The sequence below is a fragment of the Nocardioides flavescens genome (genome assembly GCF_009823805.1).
Lineage (GTDB): Bacteria > Actinomycetota > Actinomycetes > Propionibacteriales > Nocardioidaceae > Nocardioides > Nocardioides flavescens.
In genome coordinates this window covers 1-20,161 of record NZ_WUEK01000020.1, presented here as the reverse complement: position 1 = coordinate 20,161, position 20,161 = coordinate 1, and the positions used below count along the sequence as shown (strand labels likewise).

Here is a 20,161-nt window from a genome sequence, read left to right as displayed (position 1 = left end):
GGTGGTCGAGGAGGGACGAAGTCCTGTCTCGGGACCACTCCCGCCCGACACGGTCACCGGTCCTCGAGGTCGCCCTCGAGGTCGAGGTAGACCTCCTGCATCTGCGCGAGCAGGGCGGGGTCGGGCGACTCCCAGAGCCCGCGCTCGGCGGCCTCGTGGAGCTTCTCGACGATGCCGCGCAGGGCCCAGGGGTTGGAGGTGCGCATGAACTCCTGGTTGGTCTCGTCGAGGACGTACTCCTGCGCGAGCGAGGCGTACATCCAGTCGTGCACGACCCCGGCGGTCGCGTCGAAGCCGAAGAGGTAGTCGACGGTGGCCGCGAGCTCGAAGGCGCCCTTGTAGCCGTGGCGCTGCATCGCCCCGATCCAGCGCGGGTTGACCACGCGGGCCCGGAAGACGCGGTTCGTCTCCTCCTGCAGGGTGCGGGTGCGCACGGCGTCGGGCGAGGTCGAGTCGCCGACGTAGGCCTTCGGGTCGGCGCCGGTGAGCGCGCGGACGGTGGCGACCATCCCGCCGTGGTACTGGAAGTAGTCGTCGCTGTCGGCGATGTCGTGCTCGCGGGTGTCGACGTTCTTGGCCGCGACCTGGATGCGCTTGTAGTTGGTGCGCATGTCGTCGGCGGCGGGCGCGCCCGACAGGTCGCGGCCGTAGGCGAAGCCGCCCCACGCGGTGTAGACCTCCGCGAGGTCGGCGTCGCTGCGCCAGTCGCCGGACTCGACGACCTGCAGGATGCCCGCGCCGTAGGAGCCCGGCGCCGAGCCGAAGATCCGCGTCGTCGCGCGGCGGCGGTCGCCGTGCTCCTCGAGGTCGCGCAGCGTGTGGGCGCGCACGAAGTTGGACTCGAGCGGCTCCTCGAGGTCGGCGACGAGCTGCACTGCGTCGTCGAGCATCGTCACGACGTGCGGGAACGCGTCGCGGAAGAAGCCGCTGATCCGCACCGTCACGTCGATGCGGGGGCGACCGAGCTCGTCGAGGGGTACGGCGCTCAGCCGCGAGACCCGGCGCGACGCCTCGTCCCACTCCGGGCGGACGCCGAGCAGCGCGAGGACCTCAGCCACGTCGTCGCCCGAGGTGCGCATGGCCGAGGTGCCCCACACCGAGAGGCCGACGGAGCTCGGGTAGCCCCCGGTCTCCTCGACGTACTTCGCGACGAGGGACTCGGCCATCGCCTGACCGGTCTGCCACGCCAGGCGCGAGGGCACGGCGCGGGGGTCGACGGTGTAGAAGTTGCGCCCGGTCGGGAGCACGTTGACCAGCCCGCGCAGCGGTGAGCCGGACGGCCCGGCCGGCACGAAGCCGCCCTCGAGCGCGTGCAGCACCGCGTCGAGCTCGTCGGTGGTGCGGTCGAGGCGGGGCACGACCTCGGTCGCGGCGAACTCCAGCACCCGGACGACCTCGGGGTCGTCGTGCAGGCGGGTCGCGACGGTGGCGTCCCAGCCGGCGTCCTCCATCCGCTGCACCAGGGACTTCGCCTGCGCCTCGATCTCGTCGACCGCGCCGAGGGCCTCCGCGCCCTCCTTGAGCCCGAGGGCCGAGCGCAGCCCGGGCACGGCGTGGGCGGTGCCGCCCCAGACCTGCTGGGCGCGCAGGATCGCGAGGACGAGGTTGACCCGCGCCTCACCCTCGGGTGCCTGGCCGAGGACGTGCAGGCCGTCGCGGATCTGGGCGTCCTTGATCTCGCAGAGCCACCCGTCGACGTGGAGGATGAAGTCGTCGAACTCCTCGTCGTCGGGCTTCTCGTCGAGGCCGAGGTCGCGGTGCATCTCGGCGGCCTTCATCAGCTGCCAGATCTCCCCGCGCACGGCGGGCAGCTTGGCGGGGTCCATCGCCGCGATGTTGGCGTGCTCGTCGAGCAGCTGCTCGAGGCGGGCGATGTCGCCGTAGGTCTCGGCACGCGCCATCGGCGGGATCAGGTGGTCGACGATCGTGGCGTGGGCGCGGCGCTTGGCCTGCGCCCCCTCCCCCGGGTCGTTGACCAGGAACGGGTAGATCAGCGGCAGGTCGGCGATGGCCTGATCGGTCGCGCAGGACGCCGACAGCGCGGCGTTCTTGCCCGGCAGCCACTCCATCGAGCCGTGCTTGCCGAGGTGGACGACGGCGTGCGCGCCGAAGCCGCCCTGATCCGGCGGCGCGCCGACCCAGCGGTAGGCCCCGATGAAGTGGTGCGAGGGGGCGAGGTCGGGGTCGTGGTAGATCGCGACCGGGTTCTCGCCGAAGCCGCGCGGCGGCTGGATGAGCAGCACGACGTTGCCCGCGGTGATCGTGGCGAGCACCAGCTCGCCGGCGTCGTTGACGAAGAGCCGCCCCGGCGCCTCGCCCCACGCCTCGACCATGTCGGCGCGCAGGTCGTCGGGCAGGTCGGCCGTCCACGCGGCGTACTGCTCCGGCGTGATGCGCACGTGGGCGTCGGTGAGCTGGCCCTGGGTCAGCCACTCCTCGTCCTGCCCGCCGGCATCGATGAGGGCGTGGATGAGCGCGTCACCGGCCGCGGTGTCGTCCTCGAGCTCGAGGCCGGGGATCGCGCCGACCGGGCCGAGGTCGTAGCCCGCGTCGCGCATCCGGCGCAGCAGCCGCACGGTCGAGACGGGGGTGTCGAGGCCGACGGCGTTGCCGACGCGGCTGTGCTTGGTGGGGTAGGCCGACAGCATCAGCGCGACCTTGCGCTCGCTCGCCGGCGTACGCCGCAGCCGGGCGTGGTTGACGGCGATCCGGGCCACCCGGCCGCAGCGCTCGGGGTCGGCGACGTAGCGCGGCAGACCGTCCTCGTCGATCTCCTTGAACGAGAACGGCGCGGTGATGATGCGCCCGTCGAACTCCGGGATCGCGATCTGGGTGGCCGAGTCGAGCGGGGTGACACCGTCGTCGGAGGCCTCCCACTCCGCGCGGCTGCTGGTGAGGCAGAGGCCCTGCAGGACCGGGATGTCGAGCGCGGCCATCCGCTCGACGTCCCACGCCTCGTCCTCCCCGCCCGCGCTCGCGCTGGCCGGGGTCGAGCCGCCGGCGGCGAGGACGGTGACGACCAGGGCGTCGAGGGTGCCGAGCGCGGTGTAGAGCTCGTCCGGCGCCGAGCGCAGCGAGCCGGCGAAGACCGGCACGCCGACCGCCTGCCCGGTCGCGTCGATCGCGTCGGCGAGCGCGTGGGCGAAGGCGGTGTTGCCGGACGCCTCGTGGGCCCGGTAGTAGAGGACGCCGACCCGAGGCAGGTCCGCCCCGGTGGTTGAGGAAGGCGCGCTAGCGCCTGTCTCGAAACCACGTCGCGCGAACCCCCACTGCGGCAGCGCCGCCGGCGCCTCGAACCCCTCGCCGGTGAGCAGCACCGTGTCGGAGAGGAAGGCGTGGAGCTGGGCGAGATTGGCCGGCCCGCCCTCGGCGAGGTAGCGGTGGGCCTCGGCGGCGACGCCGATCGGCACCGAGGAGAGCTCCATCAGCTCCGCGCTCGGGGTCTGCTCACCGCCGAGCACGACGATCGGCATGCCCGTGGCCCGGATCCGTGCGAAGCCGGTGCACAGGTCCTGCGGGGAGCCGAGGACCCGCCCGACGACGAGGTCGACGTCGTCGAAGTCGACGCCCTGGTGGCCGGGGCGGGCCGGGTTGGCGACGACGTAGTCGGCGCCCGAGGCGCGCGCCGAGAGCAGGTCGGTGTCGGAGGTGGAGAGCAGGGCGATGCGCATCAGAGGGTGCCTCTCGGCTGAGTCGTGGAGGTGGCGCGGGTCAGGCGGTGGGCGTCCTCGAGCGGGCGGTCGCCCACGAGGTGGTCGGTCACGATGCGGCGGGCGGTGGTCGGGTCGACGGCGGCGTACCAGACGTCGTCGGGCTGCACCGCCACCACGGGCGCGTGGTTGCACGGGAACAGGCAGCCGGTGTGGGTCACCAGCACGTCGTCGTCGCCGAGGCCCTGGGCCATCAGCTCGAGCACGAGCGCCTCGGCGCTGGCGTCGGAGGCCTGCGCCGTGCAGCGGGGACCGCGGCACACCAGGACCTGGTGGCGGTACGCCGGCACGTCGGCCCAGGCGGGCGAGGTCAGCCCGGGCTCGGCGCCGCTCACCTCGCGGAAGGTCACATCGTCGAGATCGGGCCGCTCACCCACGAGGGCGTCGGCGACCTCGATGACAGGGACGGCCGGGCCCTCTCCGACGGTCCGGGTGCGCACCCAGTGGCCGGCGATGCGGCGCAGCCAGGAGTGACCGGGGGCGAACGTCCCGAGGCTGACCCCGACGAGCCGCACGCGGGCGACCCCCGTGGCGGCGTACGCGTCGAGGGTGCGGTGCAGGGAGGGGCCGCCGAGCTGCAGGTGCGCGACCGACGCCGCGGGCAGGGCGTCGGCCCACGACTGCAGCAGCGGGCTCGCGTCGACCTCGCGGACGGACATGGCGACCAGCACGGTGGCGTCTGGAACGCCCGGGACGTCTGCGACGTCCGGTGGGCACACTGGTTCTGGGGGTGGTGCGGGGCGCATCTGTTCTCCAAGACCCTCGTGGAACAACGCGCCGTGGCCGGTCTCCTGGCTTCCGCGTCAGCGTGAGGTGGCCGACCTTCCCAGGCGGTGGAGCTGCCCAGTGGTCCGAGCCGGGGGTGGTGCGTCCCGACCCGCAGGGGTCACCGCACTCGGCGGCTACAGTGGCGAGGGCCGCGCCGGCATCAGACCGGCTTCCCGAACACCACGGCGGTCGGCAACCTACCAGCAGCCCCGGGGTGCGGCGCCAGGGTGAACCTCCCGCGGCTCCCGTCCGTGGAGAGGACGTGGAACCGGTGGCGAGCGACCAGGCGCAGCTGATGCAGCAGCTGCACGACGAGCACGCCTCCGCCCTGTTCGGCTTCTGCCTCCACCTCACGGGTGACCGCCTCCGCGCCGAGGACGTCGCACAGGAGACGCTCCTGCGGGCCTGGCAGCGCCCGTCGGTGCTCGACGCGTCGCGGGGGTCGGTGCGCTCGTGGCTGTTCACGGTCGCGCGCAACCTGGTCATCGACGAGTGGCGCAGCAAGCGCCACCAGAACGAGCACTCCACCGACGACCTCCCCGAGCCCGGCGACCCGGTCGACCAGACCGACGCGCTGCTGCAGTCGTGGGTCGTCGCCGAGGCGCTCACCCAGCTCTCGCCCGAGCACCGGGCCGTCCTGCTCGAGTGCTACTACCGCGGCCGGTCGGTCGCCGAGGCCTCGCGGCGACTCGGGGTGCCCGAGGGCACGGTCAAGAGCCGCACCCACTACGCCCTGCGGGCGCTGCGGCTCGCGCTGGAGGAGCTGGGGGTGGCGGCCCCGTGACCGCTCCTGCCTCGTGCCCGTTCGCCCACGACGACGGCGCCTACGTCCTCGGTGCGCTCGCCCCCGACGAGCGGCTCGCCTTCGAGCGCCACCTCGCCGACTGCGACGGCTGCGCCCGGTCCGTGCGCGAGCTCGCCGGCCTCCCCGGGCTGCTGGCCCGCACGCCCGTCGAGACCGTCGAGGCGGCCCAGGCCGCGGCCGGCACCCCGGCACCCGAGACGCTGATGCCCGCGCTCGTACGCCGCACCCGCCGCTCGCGCCGACGCACCTACGTCGCTGCGGGTCTCGTCGCCGCCGCCCTCCTGGTCGCCGGCACCGCCGTCGGGACGGAGGTCCTGAGCCGCGACCCGGCTCCCGTCGCGGCGCCGGCACCCACCCGCACCGTCCAGCTGCAGCCGGTCGGCGACGAGCCGATCGCCGCCTCCGTCGCGCTGACCTCGGTCGGCTGGGGCACGCGCCTGGACGTCACCTGCCGCTACGAGCAGGCGCAGGGCGCCGGCGGGGACCGCCCCCACTCCTACGCGATGTTCGTGACCAGGGCCGACGGCACCACCGAGCAGGTCGCCTCGTGGCGCGGGGTGCCGGGCCGCACCATGCGGCTCGCCGCCGCGACCGCAGCCTCGGAGGCCGACATCGTCCAGGTCGTGGTGCGCGAGGCCGACGGCACCGAGGTGCTGCGGCTGCGGTCCTGAGCCGGTCCCCGCGATGATGGGTCCATGAGCGAGACCCGCACCCCCGAGAGCCGCCCCGTCGAGACCTGGCTGACCGACATGGACGGCGTGCTCGTCCACGAGGAGGAGCCGATCCCGGGCGCGGTCGAGTTCGTCGAGGCGCTCAAGACGAGCGGCCTGGGGTTCCTGGTGCTCACCAACAACTCGATCTTCACCCCGCGCGACCTGCGCGCCCGGCTCCTCGGCAGCGGCATCGACGTGCCCGAGGACGCGATCTGGACCTCTGCGCTCGCGACCGCGCAGTTCCTCGCCGACCAGCGACCCCACGGCACGGCGTACGTCGTCGGCGAGGCGGGCATGACGACCGCCCTGCACGACATCGGCTACGTCATGACCGACCGCGACCCCGACTACGTCGTGCTCGGCGAGACCCGCACCTACTCCTTCGAGGCGATCACCCGTGCGATCCGGCTCATCGACGGCGGGGCGCGGTTCATCGCCACCAACCCCGACCCGAGCGGGCCGAGCACCTCGGGCAAGCTGCCCGCCTGCGGCTCCGTCGCCGCGCTGATCAGCACTGCGACCGGCCGTCAGCCCTATTTCATCGGCAAGCCCAACCCGCTGATGATGCGCAGCGCGCTCAACCGCATCGACGCCCACTCCGAGACCACCGTGATGGTCGGCGACCGGATGGACACCGACATCATCAGCGGCCTCGAGGCCGGCCTCCGCACCGTCCTCGTCACCACCGGCTCGACCCACCCCGACGAGGTCGAGACCTTCCCCTACCGCCCCACCCGCGTCGTCGACTCCATCGCCGACCTCGTCGCCCTCGTCCGGCCGCGCTCCGAGGCGTCCGCCCCGGAGGCCTGAGCCCGCCTCGCCGCTCGCCCGCCGCCTCACGGGCGACCGACCAGGGCGGCGGTGCCCCAGCAACCGCCCGACGACCGCAGAAGGTTGCTCACGCACCGCCACCCCGACACCCGCCGGGGCGCCGACGGCGCCGTCGGCCCCGAGACCTCAGCCCTCGAGCGTGAACTCCACCCGGCGGGCGCGTACGTCGGCCGTGGTGAGCCGCACCTGCACCTCGCCGCCGAGGGGCAGCTCGCCGCCGGACACGACGCGGGCCTCCACGGCGGGATCGGCGACCGTCACGACCCCGCGGCGGTGGTCCTTCTCGTCGACCTCGACGACGACGCCGGGGAACACCTCGCCGACGCGGTCGCGGAGCAGGCCGGCCTCGACCAGGTCGAGGACGAGCCGTTCGTAGGTGCCGGCCTTCTGCGAGGAGGTCTGCATCTCGTGGGCGAGGTCGGGCAGCGCGGCCCGCACCCACTCGGGCACCTCGGTGCCAGCGCAGAGCGCGACGCAGATCTCGCCGGCGTAGCGGTCGCCGAGGCGGCGCAGCGGGGCGGTGACGTGGGCGTACTCCGCGTTGAGTCCGGCGTGGAGCGGCTGCGCGGGGGTCTCGCCGTCGAAGGCGACGTAGCCGCTGCCGCGCAGCAGCCGGGTCGACGCGGCGAGCATCGCGGCGTGGGTGGGCTTCGAGGCGTCGAGGCCCCGCACGAAGTCGGGGTAGAGCTGCTCGGCGGGCCAGTCGATGCCGAGGGCGTGCGCGGTGCGGTGCAGGCGCTTGACGTCGCGCGGGTCCGGCGGCGGGAGCGTGCGCAGGAACCCGACCCGCGCGTACATCATCAGCGCCGCCGCGGCGAAGCCGGTGAGCAGCGACATCTGGGCGTTCCACTCCTCGACGGGGAGCAGCGAGCGGTACTCCAGCTCCCAGTGGGGGCCGCTGGTGTCGACCTCCTGCTCGGGCAGCGGCAGCGAGATCCCGCCTCGCGCGGCCTCACGGCGCAGCCGCAGCTCGCCGAGCTCCTTCAGCAGCTGCAGCGACTCCGAGGCGGTGCCGTCGTCGATGGCGGCCTGCGCGCCGGGGTAGTCGAGCTGGGCGCGGCTGCGCACCTTCGCCCGCACCACCTCGACGTCGGTGCGGGCACCGTCGGCGTCGAGCCGCAGCGTCCACAGCAGGGCGGGGCGCACCTGGTCGGGCAGCAGCGACGCGGCACCCTCCGAGAGCACGGGCGGGTGCAGCGGCACCCGGCTGTCGGCGCCGTACAACGTCTGGCCGCGGCGGTGGGTCTCGAGGTCGACCGGGTCGCCGGGGGTGACGTACGCCGCCACGTCGGCGATGGCGTAGTGCAGGACGTAGCCGTCGCCGTCGCGCTCGAGATGGAGCGCCTGGTCGAGGTCGGTCGACCCGGCCGGGTCGATGGTCACGAACTCGAGGTCGGTGCGGTCGAGGTCGGACAGCCGGGGATGCGCCGCGGCCGCCTCGGCGGCCCGCTCCACCTCGGGCGGGAACTCCGGTGTCACCTCGAGCTCGGCCTGGATCTCGGCGACGCCGGCCCTCAGCTCCTCGGGCGTCGCGCCGTCGTTCGGGCGGATCCGGACCACGCGCCTGCTCGACATGCCACCCACCTTAGGGTTACCGGCTGTGCTGATCCTGCTGCCGCCGAGCGAGGGCAAGGCCGCGCCGCGGCGGGGCAAGCCGCTCGACCTCTCCACCCTGACGCTGCCGGCGCTCACCGAGGCCCGCGACCGGGTGCTCGACGCGCTGGGCGACCTGTGCTCGACCGACCCCGCGCGGGCGGCTGAGGTGCTCGACGTGCCGCGCACCCAGCTCTCGCTCGTCGACCTCAACGCCGAGGTGCGCACGGCGCCGAGCGCGCGGGCCGACGCCGTCTACACCGGGGTGCTGTACGACGCGCTCGACCTCGCCTCCGCCTCGACGGCGGCCCGCCGCCGGGCGACGGCACGGGTGCTCGTCACCTCGAGCCTGTTCGGGGTCGTCTCCCCCGCCGACCGGATCCCGGCGTACCGCCTCTCGGGCGACGCCACCCTGCCCGGGCTCGGCGGGGTCGCCGCCCACTGGCGCTCGGCGCTGGCCGACGTGCTGCCGGAGCGGGTCGGAGACGGGCTGCTGGTGGACCTGCGCAGCGGGATGTACGCCGCGTTCTGGCGGCCGACCGGTCCGCGGGTCGCGACGGTGCGCGTGCTCCACGAGTCGGGCGGGCAGCGCAAGGTGGTGAGCCACTTCAACAAGGCCACCAAGGGCCGCCTCGTGCGCGCGCTCCTCGAGGAGGGTGTGGACCCGCGCACGCCGACCCGCCTCGCCGAGGCGCTGCGCGACCTCGGGTGGCACGTCGAGCCGACCGAGGTGAAGGGTGCCACCCAGCTCGACGTGGTGGTCAGCGAGGTCTGAGCGACCGCGCCGTCGCGAGCAGGTCTCGCTCGGGGGCGCTCCCCCAGGTCTCCAGCACCGACGGTGGCGCGTCCCCGACGGCCACGGCGTCGAGCACACAGAGGGCCTCGGCCCACTGCGGGGGCGCCCAGGCGGGCGTCACGTCGGTGACGACCGGCGCACCCCACGGGTCGAGGAGCACCCGCCCGGCCAGCTCGGTGTGCACGAGCTGGGCGGCGCGGCCGGGCAGCTCGACCGGCACCGGCTCGAGCGCCTCGGGGCGCTGGGGCACCCAGGCGGCGAGCTCGGCGTGGAGCAGCCGGCCGGCCGCGAGGGTGACCCCGAGATCGCGGCAGGCGACGCTGCCGGGCTCGTAGCGGCTCGCCGACCAGCCCTCGACGACCAGGCTGCCGTCGCGCGCGGGCACCGGTACGGCGATCCGCAGGTCGCGTCGCGACCGGCCGGGCCGGGTGTCGAGCGCGATGGCGAGGCGGGCCACCAGCGGCGCCAGCCAGGCGAGCGTGTCGACGTCGCGGCCGGGCGTGAGCAGCAGGTCGCCCGCGACCACACTGACGCCGGGCCCCTCCGGCGCGCCGGGCAGCGGCGTGACGACGTCGGGCACCGCGAACAGGTCGAGCACCCGCGCCGACGGACGGTCGGTCACGGTGCCGTCACCACAGACCGGAGGCGCCGAACGCGTCGTCGCCGGGCGGCTTGGCGTTGAAGAGCCGCAGCGAGGCGCGGTCGTCGGCGTACCACGACACGACGCTCACCGAGGCCGGCGTCAGCTCCATCCGGAACACCGAGGTCAGCGGTGCGTCGAGCGCCTGCGCCACCAGGGTCTTGATCGGCGTGACGTGGCTGACGACGACCACCGTGCGACCGGCGTACGCCGCGCGCACCCGCTCCAGCCCGGCGAGCACCCGCTCCTGCACGGTCGCGAACGACTCGCCGCCCGGCGGCGCCACGTCGGTGGAGCCGAGCCAGGCGTCGAGGCCGGCCTGGTCGCGCTCGGCGACCTCCGCGAAGGTCAGCCCGTCCCAGCGGCCGAACTCCATCTCGGCGAAGCCCGGCTCGAGCTCGAGCGGGCGGCCGAGCGTCTCGGCCACGATCTCGGCGGACTCGCGGGTGCGGCGCACCGGGGAGGCGACGACGGCCGCCACGGACGCGGCGATCGGGGCCAGCCAGTGGGCGCTGGCGCGCACCTGGGCCCGGCCCTCCTCGCTCAGTGCCGGGTCGTCGCCGCCGAGCCCACCGGAGAACCGCTTGGCCTTGGTGTGGACGGTGACGCCGTGGCGCACCAGCACCAGCGTGGTCGGCGGCTCGGTCGAGGCCGACCAGCCGCGGGCCGGCGGCTTCTCGGTGGCGGCCTCGACCGCGCTGTCGTCCTCGGCCGGCCCCGGGTCGCGGGCGTCGGCGGCCGTGACCCCGTCCCGCTTCCCGTCGAGCGCCTCGTTGGCGAGCCGGTCGGCGTGGGCGTTCTGTGCGCGCGGGACCCAGGTCCAGCGGGTGCCGGCCGGGGCCAGCTCGGAGGCCTCGCGGTGCAGCGGCTTCATGCTCGGGTGCTTGACCTGCCAACGCCCCGCCATCTGCTCGACGACGAGCTTGGAGTCCATCCGCACCTCGACCCGGGCGGCCGGGGCGAACTCCGCCGCGAGCCGCAGCCCGGCGATGAGGCCGGAGTACTCCGCGACGTTGTTGGTCGCCGTACCGATGCGGGTGCCGTCCTCGGCCAGCACGCGACCGGTGTCGGCGTCCTTGAGCACCGCGCCGTAAGCCGCGGGGCCGGGGTTGCCGCGCGACCCGCCGTCGGCCTCGATGACGACCGAGCCGACGACCGAGCCGACGGCCGAGGTGGGGCCCGTCACTGCTTGTCGAGCGCGGGCGAGATGCCCGACTCGGGGGTGCGCACCAGGATCCGCTGGCACTCCTCGTGGCGCAGCACCTCGTCGGGCGCCGCGGCGCGGATCTGGGCGAGCTCGGAGGGGTCGAGGCTCAGCCGGCAGCCGCCGCACTCCCGGGCGCGGAGCGCACCCACGGCGACTCCGCCCTTGCTGACGCGCAGCCGCTCGTAGAGCGCGAGCAGCGGCTCCGGGACGGACTCGGCGACCGGTCCGCGGTCGGCGGCCACACGCGTCAGCTCCTCCTCGACCTCGAGGGTCCGGGCGTCGCGGCTCTTGCCCAGGGCCGTGAGCCGCTCGTCGGCCTCGGCCACCTGCGCGGCGAACCGGTCGAGGTCGCCCTGGGCGTCCTCGAGGCGGGCCATGACCTCGAGCTCGTCGTCCTCGAGGGAGGAGATCCGGCGCTGCAGCGAGACCAGCTCGCCCTGCATCCGCTCGAGGTCCTTGGGGTTGGTGATCAGCCCCTGGTCCATGCGCTGCTGGTCCCGGGTGCGGCGGGCCTTGACCTGCTCGACGTCGGCGTCGAGCTTGGACTGCTCGACGGTGAGGTCGTCGACGGCGATCTGGGCGTCGCGGCGCTGGTTCTCGTGCGCCGAGCGCTGGGCCTGGAGCGCCCCGATCTCGGCGAGCTCGGGCAGCGTGCGGAGCTGGTGGCGCAGCTGGTCGGCGCGGGAGTCGAGCGCCTGGAGGTCGAGGAGGGCGAGCTGGGCGGCGGGATCGGCTTTCAGCGGAGTCTCCTGTTCACGTGCACCTCGATCTGTCCCGGTCTCACAGCCGTGCGACCCAGGGGTCGGTGACGACAGTGCTGACGCGGGTGCTCACCGTATCCCCCGCCATCCCCGACCCGCTCAGCGCCGACCGCAGCCGCGCCTCGACCACCGGCAGCCACGTCCACTCCGCCGCCCAGTGGGCCACGTCGACCAGTGCGGGGCCGCCCCCGGACCCGTGCTCGAGGAACTCCGCCGCCGGGTGGTGACGCAGGTCACTGGTCACATAGACGTCGGCGTCGGTGCGTCGCACCTCGTCGAGCAGGAAGTCGCCGGCCCCGCCGCACAGCGCGACCCGGCGCACCTCGCGGTCGAGGTTGCCGCCGACGCGCACGCCCTGGGCCGTGGCCGGCAGGGCCGAGGCGACCCGCTCGGCGAAGCCGCGCAGGGTCGTGGGCTCCACCTCGCCGACCCGGCCGGTCCCCTCCGCGGCCAGGCCCGGGTCGGCGAGCTCGGTGACGTCGTACGCCGGCTCCTCGTAGGGATGGGCGTCCAGCAGCGCCGCCACCACCCGGGCGCGGGCCCGGCGCGGCAGCACGCACTCGACGCGCACCTCGTCCACGACCTCGAGGTCACCCACCCTGCCGATGACCGGCTTCGCGCCCGCGAGCGGGCGGAAGCGGCCCTCCCCCGGCGTCGAGAACGACGCGTGGTCGTAGTCGCCGATCGCCCCCGCGCCGGCACCGGACAGCGTGGCGCGCACCGCCTCGGCGTCCGCCACCGGGACGTACGTCGTCAGCTTGTCGAGCGCCGGGCCCGCGGCCGGGCGCAGCGGCCGCAGATCGCTCAGGCCGAGCGCGAGCGCCATCGCCTCGCTCACCCCGTGGCGCGCCTGGTCTGCGTTCGTGTGGGCGGTGAGCAGCGCGCAGCCGGCGTCCTGGAGCACTCCGAGGGTGCGGCCCTTCGGCGTCGTCCGCGCCACGCCGTGGACGCCCTTGAGGAACAGCGGGTGGTGCACGACGAGCAGCTGCGCCCCCCACTCGGCCGCCTCGCGGGCCACCGACTCGGTCGGGTCGACGGCGAACAGCACCTTGTCGACGTGCTGGTCCGGGTCGCCCGCGACCAGGCCGACGGCGTCCCAGGAGTCGGCGGTGGCCGGGGGGTACCAGCCGTGCAGCAGGTCGACGAGCTCGCTCAGCGTGGGCACGCCGAGAGGCTACCGAGGCGCCCGGGTGGTTACCGGTTCAACCATGACCACGACCGTTCCCGCACTGTCCGTCTCGAGCGCCGGCGCCGCCTTCGAGAAGGTCGAGATCGAGCGCCGCGACCTGCGTCCCGACGACGTCCGCATCGACATCGCCTTCGCCGGCATCTGCCACTCCGACATCCACCAGGCCCGCGACGAGTGGGGCCAGGGCATCTTCCCGATGACCCCCGGCCACGAGATCGTCGGCACCGTCGTCGAGGTCGGCGACCAGGTCACCCGCCACCAGGTCGGCGACGTCGTCGGCGTGGGCTGCTTCGTCGACTCCTGCCTCGAGTGCGAGGCCTGCAAGGACGGCGAGGAGATGTTCTGCGAGCGCGGCGTCGTGCAGACCTACTCCAGCAAGGGCTACGACGGCGAGGTCACCCAGGGCGGCTACAGCGGCGAGGTCGTCGTGCGCGACCACTTCGTCGTCAAGGTGCCGGACGGTGTCGACCTCGCGGCGACCACGCCGCTGCTGTGCGCCGGCATCACGACGTACTCCCCCCTCAAGCGCTACGGCGCCGGCCCGGGCACCAAGGTCGGGGTCATCGGCATGGGCGGCCTCGGTCACGTCGCGGTCAAGATCGCCTCGGCGATGGGCGCCGAGGTCGTGGTGCTGAGCCGCACCGACGCCAAGAAGGACGACGGCCTCGAGTTCGGCGCCGACGACTACGTCGCGACCGAGGACAAGGCCGCGACCAAGCCGCACCGCGCCACCTTCGACCTCATCCTCAACACCGTCGGCGACGGGGTCGACATCGACGCCTTCCTCGGCCTGCTCGGCCGCGGCGGCACGATGGTCAACCTCGGTGCGCCCAGCGACAAGCTGGAGGCCTCGGCGTTCTCCCTGCTCACCATGCGCCGCGCCATGGCCGGCTCGATGGTCGGCGGCCTCGCCGAGACCCAGGAGATGCTCGACTTCTGCGCCGAGCACGACATCGCCGCCACCGTCGAGGTCATCTCCGCCGACCAGGTCGACGAGTACTACGACAAGGTCGTCGACGGCGACGTGCGCTACCGCGCCGTCATCGACGCCAGCACGCTGGGCTGAGGCTCGCTGCGTCGACAGTCGAACTTCCGGGGTCACCAGGTGACCGGGAAGTTCGACTGTCGACCGGACGGCGGCCGGGTCGGCGGTCTGTGCAACTTCCGAGTCACCTGACGACCAGGAAGTTGCACAGACGGGGCCGGGTCGTAGCGGGCATCGACTGTCGAACTTCCGGGGTCACCAGGTGACCGGGAAGTTCGACTGTCGACTGAACGACGGGGGCCTGACCCGCCCGCGTCAGTTCACCTGCCGGCTGCGCCCCTCCCAGTACGGCGCACGCAGCTTGAACTTCTGGAGCTTGCCGGTGGCGGTGCGGGCGAGCTCGTCGCGGATCTCGACCGACGTGGGGGCCTTGTAGCCCGCGGCGCGTTCCTTGCACCAAGCGATGAGGTCGGCCTCGGTGGCCGTCTCGCCCGCCGCGAGCACGACCAGCGCCTTGATCGTCTCGCCCCACTTCTCGTCGGGCACCCCGATCACCGCGACCTCGGCCACGGCCGGATGACTGAACAGCACGTCCTCGACCTCGATCGAGGAGACGTTCTCGCCGCCGGTGATGATCACGTCCTTCTTGCGGTCGGAGATCGTGAGGTAGCCGTCCTCGCCGATCTCGCCACCGTCGCCGGTGTGGAACCACCCGTCGCGCAGGGCGGTCGCCGACTCCTCGGGCTGGTCCCAGTAGCCCTCCAGCACCACGTTGGAGCGGGCCAGCACCTCGCCCGTGGCGTGGTCGCCGTCCTCCTCCGAGGGGGCGTCGATCTTCAGCGTCACCCCGATGGCGGGCGCACCGGCGCGCACGAGCTTCTGGGCGCGCTCCTCGGCTGGCAGGTCGTCCCACTCCGCCCGGGTCCGGTTGACGGTGAGCAGCGGGCTGGTCTCGGTGAGGCCGTAGATCTGGATGAACTCCCAGCCGAGCTCCTCCTGCACCCGCATCACCGTCTTCGTGGGCGGCGGGGCGCCGGCCATGATGATGCGCACCTTGTCGCGTCCGGGGATCTCGCCCTCCCACGTCTGCGCCGCCTCCAGCACGGCGGCGGCGACGGCAGGCGCCGCGCACATCACGGTCACGCCGTGCTTCTCGACCCGTCGCAGGATCTCGGCACCGTCGACCTTGCGCAGGATCACGTGCGGCACGCCCATCCCCGTCATCGCGAACGGCATCCCCCACCCGTTGGCGTGGAACTGCGGCAGCGTGTGGAGGTAGACGTCGCGGTCGGTGACGCCGGCGTGCAGCGCGAACGTCACGGCGTTGGTCCAGATGTTGCGGTGCGTGATCTGCACGCCCTTGGGTCGCGCCGTCGTGCCGGAGGTGTAGTTGATCGTCGCCGTCGCGCTCTCGTCGTGCTCCCACGGTTGCGGCTCGGCGCCCTCGGCGGCGAACAGGTGCTCGTCGTCCCCGAGCACGAACCGGTGCTCGGCGCGTACGTCGCGCAGCGCGTCGTCGAGCTCCGGGTCGACGTAGAGCACCTTCGCCCCCGAGTGCTCGACGATGAACTGCACCTCGTCCGGCCGCAGCCGGAAGTTCACCGGCACCAGCACCCGGCCGTAGCCCGAGACGCCGAAGAACGACGCCAGCAGGCGGGCGCTGTTGTGGCTGACCACCGCGACGCGCTCACCCGGGGCCACCCCGAGGGCGTCGAGGTGCGCGGCCTGGCGCTTCGCAAGCTCGCCCAGCTCGCGGAACGTCAGCTCGCCGAGCGACGGCGCGGGCTGGTCGGGCTCGTCGAAGACGCCGGTGCGGTCGCCGTAGACCTGGACCGCTCGGTCGATGAAGTCGGAGACGCTGAACGGGACGAACACGAGACCTCCTGCGGGTGCGGGTGGTCACACCCTAGGAGGTGGGGGTTGTCGCCGGGTTGCGACGTCAGCCCCGTCGGACGAGCCGCAACTCGATGAGAACCTCCTCATCGAGATCTCACGCTCGCCCCACGATGGGCGAGGATGGTGGCGTCATGCGCCGCTTCTGGAAGGTCTTCGCCGCCCTCGCCCTCGTGCTCCCGCTGGGCGCGTTCGTGGTCGGCAACCTCGTCGCGTCCGCGGCCGACCAGCCCGAGCCCCGCCAGACCATCGTCATCGACGAGACGAGCAGCTCCACCGCCCCGTCGCAGAGCGCGACCGCCACGCCCACGCCCACCCCCACGCCCACCGCCGTTCCGACAGACGACTCCAGCGACGACTCCATCCCCGAGGTGAAGCCGTCGCCGGAGGAGTGGGACGACCACGGCGGCGGCCACGGAGGGGACGACCGCTCAGGCCACGGCGGAGGCGACGACGACGACCGGGACGACGACAGCTCGGGCCACGGTGGCGGTGACGACGACTGACGCGGCGCCCGGGCCCCGCCGCTCGGGCGTCTCGGTCCGCGTCCGCATCACGGCGACCGTGGCGCTGCTCGCCGCCCTCGCCCTGACCGCCGCGGGTCTGATCGTCTACCTCATCGAGGACGAGCGGATCGAGGAGCAGATCTCGGCCCAGGTCGACCAGAACGTCGCCGAGTTCCGGGAGTTCCAGGCCCGCGACGGCGCGGCGTACGCCACGGTCGGTGAGCTGCTCCGGGCCTTCTTGGACAGGCAGGTCACCGACGAGGACGAGGCGCTCGTGATCTGGTACGACGGCGAGCCGCAGGCCACGTCGTTCGGGGGCTACACCGGCGCCAAGGACGTCTTCCGCCGCGAGGTCGCCGGCATCGTCGACGACAACGGGTCGACCACGATCGACGACCCCCGCGACGAGCTGATCGTCCACGCCCAGACCGTGCAGCGCGGCGACCAGACGGGCGCGCTGCTCGTCGTCACCTACTACGGCGACGCACGGGCGGGGCTGGTCGGCACCATCCAGACCTACGCCGTGGTCTCCCTGCTCGCGCTGCTCGTCATCACGGGGTTCGCGGCAGCCCAGTCCGGGCGGCTGCTGCGCCCGCTGCGCCGGATGCGCACGACGGCCGAGGCGATCGGCGACAGCGACCTGTCGCAGCGCCTGCCCGAGACGGGCAACGACGACATCACTGCCCTGACTCGCACCTTCAACGGCATGCTCGACCGGCTCGAGGCCGCCTTCACCGGGCAGCGCCGCTTCCTCGACGACGCCGGCCACGAGCTCAAGACGCCCTTGACCGTGCTCCGCGGGCACCTCGAGCTGCTCGACGTCGGCGACCCGCGCGAGATCGCCGAGACCCGCGACCTGCTGCTCGACGAGGTCGACCGGATGTCCCGCCTGGTCGGCGACCTGATCCTGCTGGCCAAGAGCGACCGGCCCGACTTCGTGACCCCCCGCCCGACCGACCTGACGGGCCTCACCGTCGACACGCTCGCCAAGGCCCGCGGCCTGGCCGAGCGCCGCTGGGCGCTCGACGAGACCGCCAGTGCGGTGGTGGCGGTCGACGAGCAGCGGCTCACCCAGGCGCTGCTGCAGCTGTGCGACAACGCCGTCACCCACACGACGCCTGCCGACACCATCGCCCTCGGCTCGTCGTACGACGGCACGCGGGTACGGCTGTGGGTGCGTGACACCGGGCCGGGCGTCGCGCCGGAGCAGCGCGAGTTGGTCTTCGAGCGGTTCGGTCGCGGCGACGCGCCGCCCGGCGGCGAGGCGCCCGACAGCGGGTTCGGCCTCGGACTCTCGATCGTGCGCGCCATCGCCCACGCCCACGGCGGCGAGGTCGACCTCGCCCACGAGCACCCGCACGGCGCGCGGTTCACCGTCACCGTGCCCGCCGGTGAACCCCACGAGCCGCCCGACCGTGTCACCCGACGTCTGCCGACCGTGGAGGAGACCCACCCGTGGCCCGCATCCTGATCGTCGAGGACGAGGAGCGCATCGCCTCCTTCGTCGCCAAGGGACTGAGCGCCGACGGGCACCGCGCCACGACCGTCGGTGACGGTCGCGTCGGGCTCGACCACGCGCTCTCGGGCGACTTCGACCTCATGGTGCTCGACATCGGCCTGCCGGGCCTCGACGGCTTCGAGGTCCTCGACCAGCTCCGCTCGCAGGGCTCGCGGCTGCCGGTCATCGTGCTCACCGCGCGCGACTCCGTCTCCGACACCGTCTCGGCGCTGGAGGGCGGGGCCGACGACTACGTCCCCAAGCCGTTCCGCTTCGCCGAGCTGCTGGCCCGGATCCGGCTCCGGCTGCGCTCCGCCGAGTCCGCGGGCTCCGCCACGAGCCGCGACGCGCTCGAGGCCGGCGGGGTGCGGCTCGACCTGCGCACCCGCCGCGCCAGCGCCGGCGGTCGGGACGTCGAGCTGTCGGCCCGCGAGTTCGCCCTCGCCGAGACCCTCATGCTCAACGCCGGCCAGGTGCTCTCGCGCGAGCAGCTCCTCGACCAGGTGTGGGGCTTCGACTTCGACCCCGGCTCCAACGTCGTCGACGTCTACGTCGGCTACCTGCGCAAGAAGTTCGGCGCCGGAGCGATCACCACGGTTCGCGGCATGGGCTACCGCTTCGCCAGCTGACGCACGACGACCCCGGCCGGCGGGTGCCGGCCGGGGTCGTGACGGTGGAGGTCGTGACGGTGGGGGTCAGAAGGCAAGGGTGGTCTTGCAGACCTCGCCCGTGGTCTTGTTCTTCGCCCGGAAGGTGAAGGAGTCGGTGCCCGCGCGGTCGGCGACCCGGCGCTCGACGTCGAAGGAGCCCGAGCGACCGGCAGTGGTCGCGGTGCCGCGGTCGACGCGGACGCCGTTCTGCACCAGGCGCCAGCTCCACGCCTCACCGGTGCGGTCGCTGTCCACCTCGCCCTCCACCTCGATGCCGCCGTCGTCCTCGTGGGCCTTGAGCTCCCAGCGGGCCGAGCCCGAGCAGGAGCCGGTGCGCTCGACCCCACGGTCGTCGTCGCTCGCGGCGGCGGTGCCCCCGAGTGCGAGGGTGGAGGCGGCCAGGACGGCCGCGGTGGACAGGGCTGCGAGGGTCGAGCTCGTCGAAAGCGTCATGACCTCACCCTGTCCACCCGTGGTGAGGCGCCGGTGAGACGCGCATGAGAGAGCTCTCACGAGGTCGGACCTCCTCGGTCCGCGCCGTATTCCCCGCAGGGGTCGTGAGGCTCCCCTCGCCGGCGCGACGTGTGACCCGGCGAGCCACGGGGGTACCGATCTGTAGTACAGATTTCACCGATCTCAGTGAGGTAGACACATGTCGCGCGCGTTCGAACCCGTCACGATCGGCTCGTGGGAGCTGCCCCAGTCCTTCGTGATGGCGCCCCTGACCCGCAACCGGGCGGGGGCAGGTCACGCTCCGACCGAGCTCAACGCCACCTACTACGCCCAGCGCGCCGGCGCGGGCCTGATCATCACCGAGGGCATCGCCCCGAGCCAGGTCGGCCAGGGCTACCTGAACGTCCCCGGTCTCTACACCGACGAGCAGGTCGCCGGCTGGCGCCTGGTCGCCGACCGCGTCCACGACGGCTGCGGGCGCATCGTCGCCCAGCTGATGCACGCCGGGCGCATCGCGCACACCGACAACAAGGACGGCGTCGAGACCATCGGCGCGAGCGACGTGCAGGCGCCGGGCGAGATGGTCACCGCCGACGGCTCGAAGCCCCACGACGTCCCCCGCGCGCTGACGACCGACGAGGTCGCCGCGCTGGTCGACGAGTACGCCGCGGCCGCGCGCAAGGCGGTCGAGGCCGGTCTCGACGGGGTCGAGATCCACGCCGCCAACGGCTACCTGCTGCACCAGTTCCTCGACCCGACCGTCAACACCCGCGACGACCGCTGGGGCGGCTCGCCGCAGGCCCGCGCCTCGCTCGTCGTGGAGGTGGCGAAGGGCGTCGCCGAGGCCATCGGCGCCGACAAGGTCGGCATCCGCCTCTCCCCCGGCCACCAGTTCAACGGCATCGGCGAGGAGATCGGCTCCGACGACCTCGTCGAGACCTACCGCGCCGTCGTCGACGGCATCGCGCCGCTCGGCCTGGCCTACCTCAGCCTGCTCGCCAGCCCGCTCGAGCCGCTGCGCGACCTGGTCGCCGACCTGCGCCAGCGCTTCGGGGGCAGCGTCCTGCTCAACGACGGCTTCGGTGACGTGACCTCGCTCGAGTCGGTCGAGGCCCTCCTCGAGACCGGGCTCGCCGACGCGGTCGTCGTGGGCCGCCCGTTCC

The 20,161-nt window shown here is 73.7% G+C and carries 18 protein-coding genes and 1 riboswitch; of the genes, 9 read left to right on the top strand and 9 right to left on the bottom strand.

Annotation, left to right across the window (positions count from 1 at the left end; all coding sequences use genetic code 11):
• Positions 1 to 53: 53 nt before the first annotated feature.
• A complete protein-coding gene (locus GRQ65_RS21845) occupies positions 54 to 3,671 on the bottom strand; it encodes a cobaltochelatase subunit CobN (protein WP_160880141.1) in 3,618 nt (1,205 codons plus the stop codon).
• Positions 3,671 to 4,369: a (2Fe-2S) ferredoxin domain-containing protein gene (locus tag GRQ65_RS21840; RefSeq protein ID WP_160880140.1), complete on the bottom strand. Its 699-nt coding sequence runs from the start codon at positions 4,367 to 4,369 to the stop codon at positions 3,671 to 3,673. The genes GRQ65_RS21845 and GRQ65_RS21840 overlap by 1 nt, the downstream gene beginning before the upstream one ends.
• A gap of 105 nt (positions 4,370 to 4,474) precedes the next feature.
• Positions 4,475 to 4,678, bottom strand: a riboswitch (cobalamin riboswitch).
• A gap of 71 nt (positions 4,679 to 4,749) precedes the next feature.
• Between GRQ65_RS21840 and GRQ65_RS21835 the strand changes: the two genes are divergently transcribed.
• From GRQ65_RS21835 to GRQ65_RS21825, 3 genes are read left to right on the top strand one after another with little or no spacing between them, the layout of a single operon-like run.
• A complete protein-coding gene (locus tag GRQ65_RS21835; RefSeq protein WP_337191945.1) occupies positions 4,750 to 5,262 on the top strand; it encodes a sigma-70 family RNA polymerase sigma factor in 513 nt (170 codons plus the stop codon).
• Positions 5,259 to 5,954 carry a zf-HC2 domain-containing protein gene (locus tag GRQ65_RS21830; RefSeq protein WP_160880138.1) on the top strand — a complete coding sequence of 232 codons (696 nt, stop codon included), beginning with the start codon at positions 5,259 to 5,261 and terminating at the stop codon, positions 5,952 to 5,954. Before GRQ65_RS21835 ends, GRQ65_RS21830 begins: the two co-directional genes overlap by 4 nt.
• Positions 5,955 to 5,978: 24 nt before the next feature.
• Positions 5,979 to 6,806: an HAD-IIA family hydrolase gene (locus tag GRQ65_RS21825; RefSeq protein ID WP_160880137.1), complete on the top strand. Its 828-nt coding sequence runs from the start codon at positions 5,979 to 5,981 to the stop codon at positions 6,804 to 6,806.
• 147 nt (positions 6,807 to 6,953) lie between these two features.
• On the opposite strand, the gene GRQ65_RS21820 is transcribed toward GRQ65_RS21825, so the two are convergent.
• Positions 6,954 to 8,402, bottom strand: coding sequence for an RNB domain-containing ribonuclease (locus GRQ65_RS21820; protein ID WP_160880136.1), 1,449 nt, complete (start codon positions 8,400 to 8,402; stop codon positions 6,954 to 6,956).
• 25 nt (positions 8,403 to 8,427) lie between these two features.
• Between GRQ65_RS21820 and yaaA the strand changes: the two genes are divergently transcribed.
• Complete coding sequence (gene yaaA / locus GRQ65_RS21815; protein WP_160880135.1) at positions 8,428 to 9,195, top strand: peroxide stress protein YaaA; 768 nt, start codon at positions 8,428 to 8,430, stop codon at positions 9,193 to 9,195.
• Here the strand turns inward: yaaA and GRQ65_RS21810 are convergent.
• The 4 genes from GRQ65_RS21810 to GRQ65_RS21795 are packed head-to-tail and all read right to left on the bottom strand — an operon-like array spanning position 9,182 to position 12,989.
• The gene (locus GRQ65_RS21810; RefSeq protein ID WP_160880134.1) at positions 9,182 to 9,838 is read right to left on the bottom strand and encodes an aminoglycoside phosphotransferase; all 657 of its coding nucleotides are present in this window, start codon (positions 9,836 to 9,838) and stop codon (positions 9,182 to 9,184) included. The two genes, yaaA and GRQ65_RS21810, sit on opposite strands and share 14 nt — an antisense overlap.
• A gap of 7 nt (positions 9,839 to 9,845) precedes the next feature.
• Positions 9,846 to 11,042, bottom strand: coding sequence for a bifunctional RNase H/acid phosphatase (locus GRQ65_RS21805; RefSeq protein WP_160880133.1), 1,197 nt, complete (start codon positions 11,040 to 11,042; stop codon positions 9,846 to 9,848).
• A complete protein-coding gene (locus tag GRQ65_RS21800) occupies positions 11,039 to 11,803 on the bottom strand; it encodes a zinc ribbon domain-containing protein (protein ID WP_160880152.1) in 765 nt (254 codons plus the stop codon). The genes GRQ65_RS21805 and GRQ65_RS21800 overlap by 4 nt, the downstream gene beginning before the upstream one ends.
• A gap of 40 nt (positions 11,804 to 11,843) precedes the next feature.
• Positions 11,844 to 12,989 carry a Nif3-like dinuclear metal center hexameric protein gene (locus GRQ65_RS21795; RefSeq protein ID WP_160880132.1) on the bottom strand — a complete coding sequence of 382 codons (1,146 nt, stop codon included), beginning with the start codon at positions 12,987 to 12,989 and terminating at the stop codon, positions 11,844 to 11,846.
• Between the two features lie 43 nt (positions 12,990 to 13,032).
• Here GRQ65_RS21795 and GRQ65_RS21790 point away from each other — a divergent pair, with 43 nt between their 5' ends.
• Entirely contained in the window at positions 13,033 to 14,079 is a 1,047-nt protein-coding gene (locus GRQ65_RS21790; protein WP_160880131.1) for an NAD(P)-dependent alcohol dehydrogenase, read from the top strand.
• A 234-nt stretch (positions 14,080 to 14,313) separates the two neighbouring features.
• On the opposite strand, the gene GRQ65_RS21785 is transcribed toward GRQ65_RS21790, so the two are convergent.
• Complete coding sequence (locus tag GRQ65_RS21785; RefSeq protein ID WP_160880130.1) at positions 14,314 to 15,873, bottom strand: AMP-binding protein; 1,560 nt, start codon at positions 15,871 to 15,873, stop codon at positions 14,314 to 14,316.
• Positions 15,874 to 16,025: 152 nt separating this feature from the next.
• Between GRQ65_RS21785 and GRQ65_RS21780 the strand changes: the two genes are divergently transcribed.
• From GRQ65_RS21780 to GRQ65_RS21770, 3 genes are read left to right on the top strand one after another with little or no spacing between them, the layout of a single operon-like run.
• Positions 16,026 to 16,397: a hypothetical protein gene (locus GRQ65_RS21780; protein ID WP_160880129.1), complete on the top strand. Its 372-nt coding sequence runs from the start codon at positions 16,026 to 16,028 to the stop codon at positions 16,395 to 16,397.
• Entirely contained in the window at positions 16,384 to 17,868 is a 1,485-nt protein-coding gene (locus GRQ65_RS23155) for a sensor histidine kinase (protein ID WP_337191944.1), read from the top strand. Before GRQ65_RS21780 ends, GRQ65_RS23155 begins: the two co-directional genes overlap by 14 nt.
• Positions 17,853 to 18,524, top strand: coding sequence for a response regulator (locus tag GRQ65_RS21770; protein WP_160880127.1), 672 nt, complete (start codon positions 17,853 to 17,855; stop codon positions 18,522 to 18,524). The genes GRQ65_RS23155 and GRQ65_RS21770 overlap by 16 nt, the downstream gene beginning before the upstream one ends.
• A gap of 66 nt (positions 18,525 to 18,590) precedes the next feature.
• Here the strand turns inward: GRQ65_RS21770 and GRQ65_RS21765 are convergent, their stop codons facing one another.
• Positions 18,591 to 18,998, bottom strand: a complete 408-nt coding sequence (locus tag GRQ65_RS21765) for a hypothetical protein (RefSeq protein ID WP_160880126.1) — start codon at positions 18,996 to 18,998, stop codon at positions 18,591 to 18,593.
• A 199-nt stretch (positions 18,999 to 19,197) separates the two neighbouring features.
• On the opposite strand from GRQ65_RS21765, the gene GRQ65_RS21760 reads away from it, so the two are divergent.
• Positions 19,198 to 20,161, top strand: a 964-nt coding sequence (locus tag GRQ65_RS21760) for an alkene reductase (protein WP_160880125.1), incomplete at its 3' end; no start/stop codon positions are given.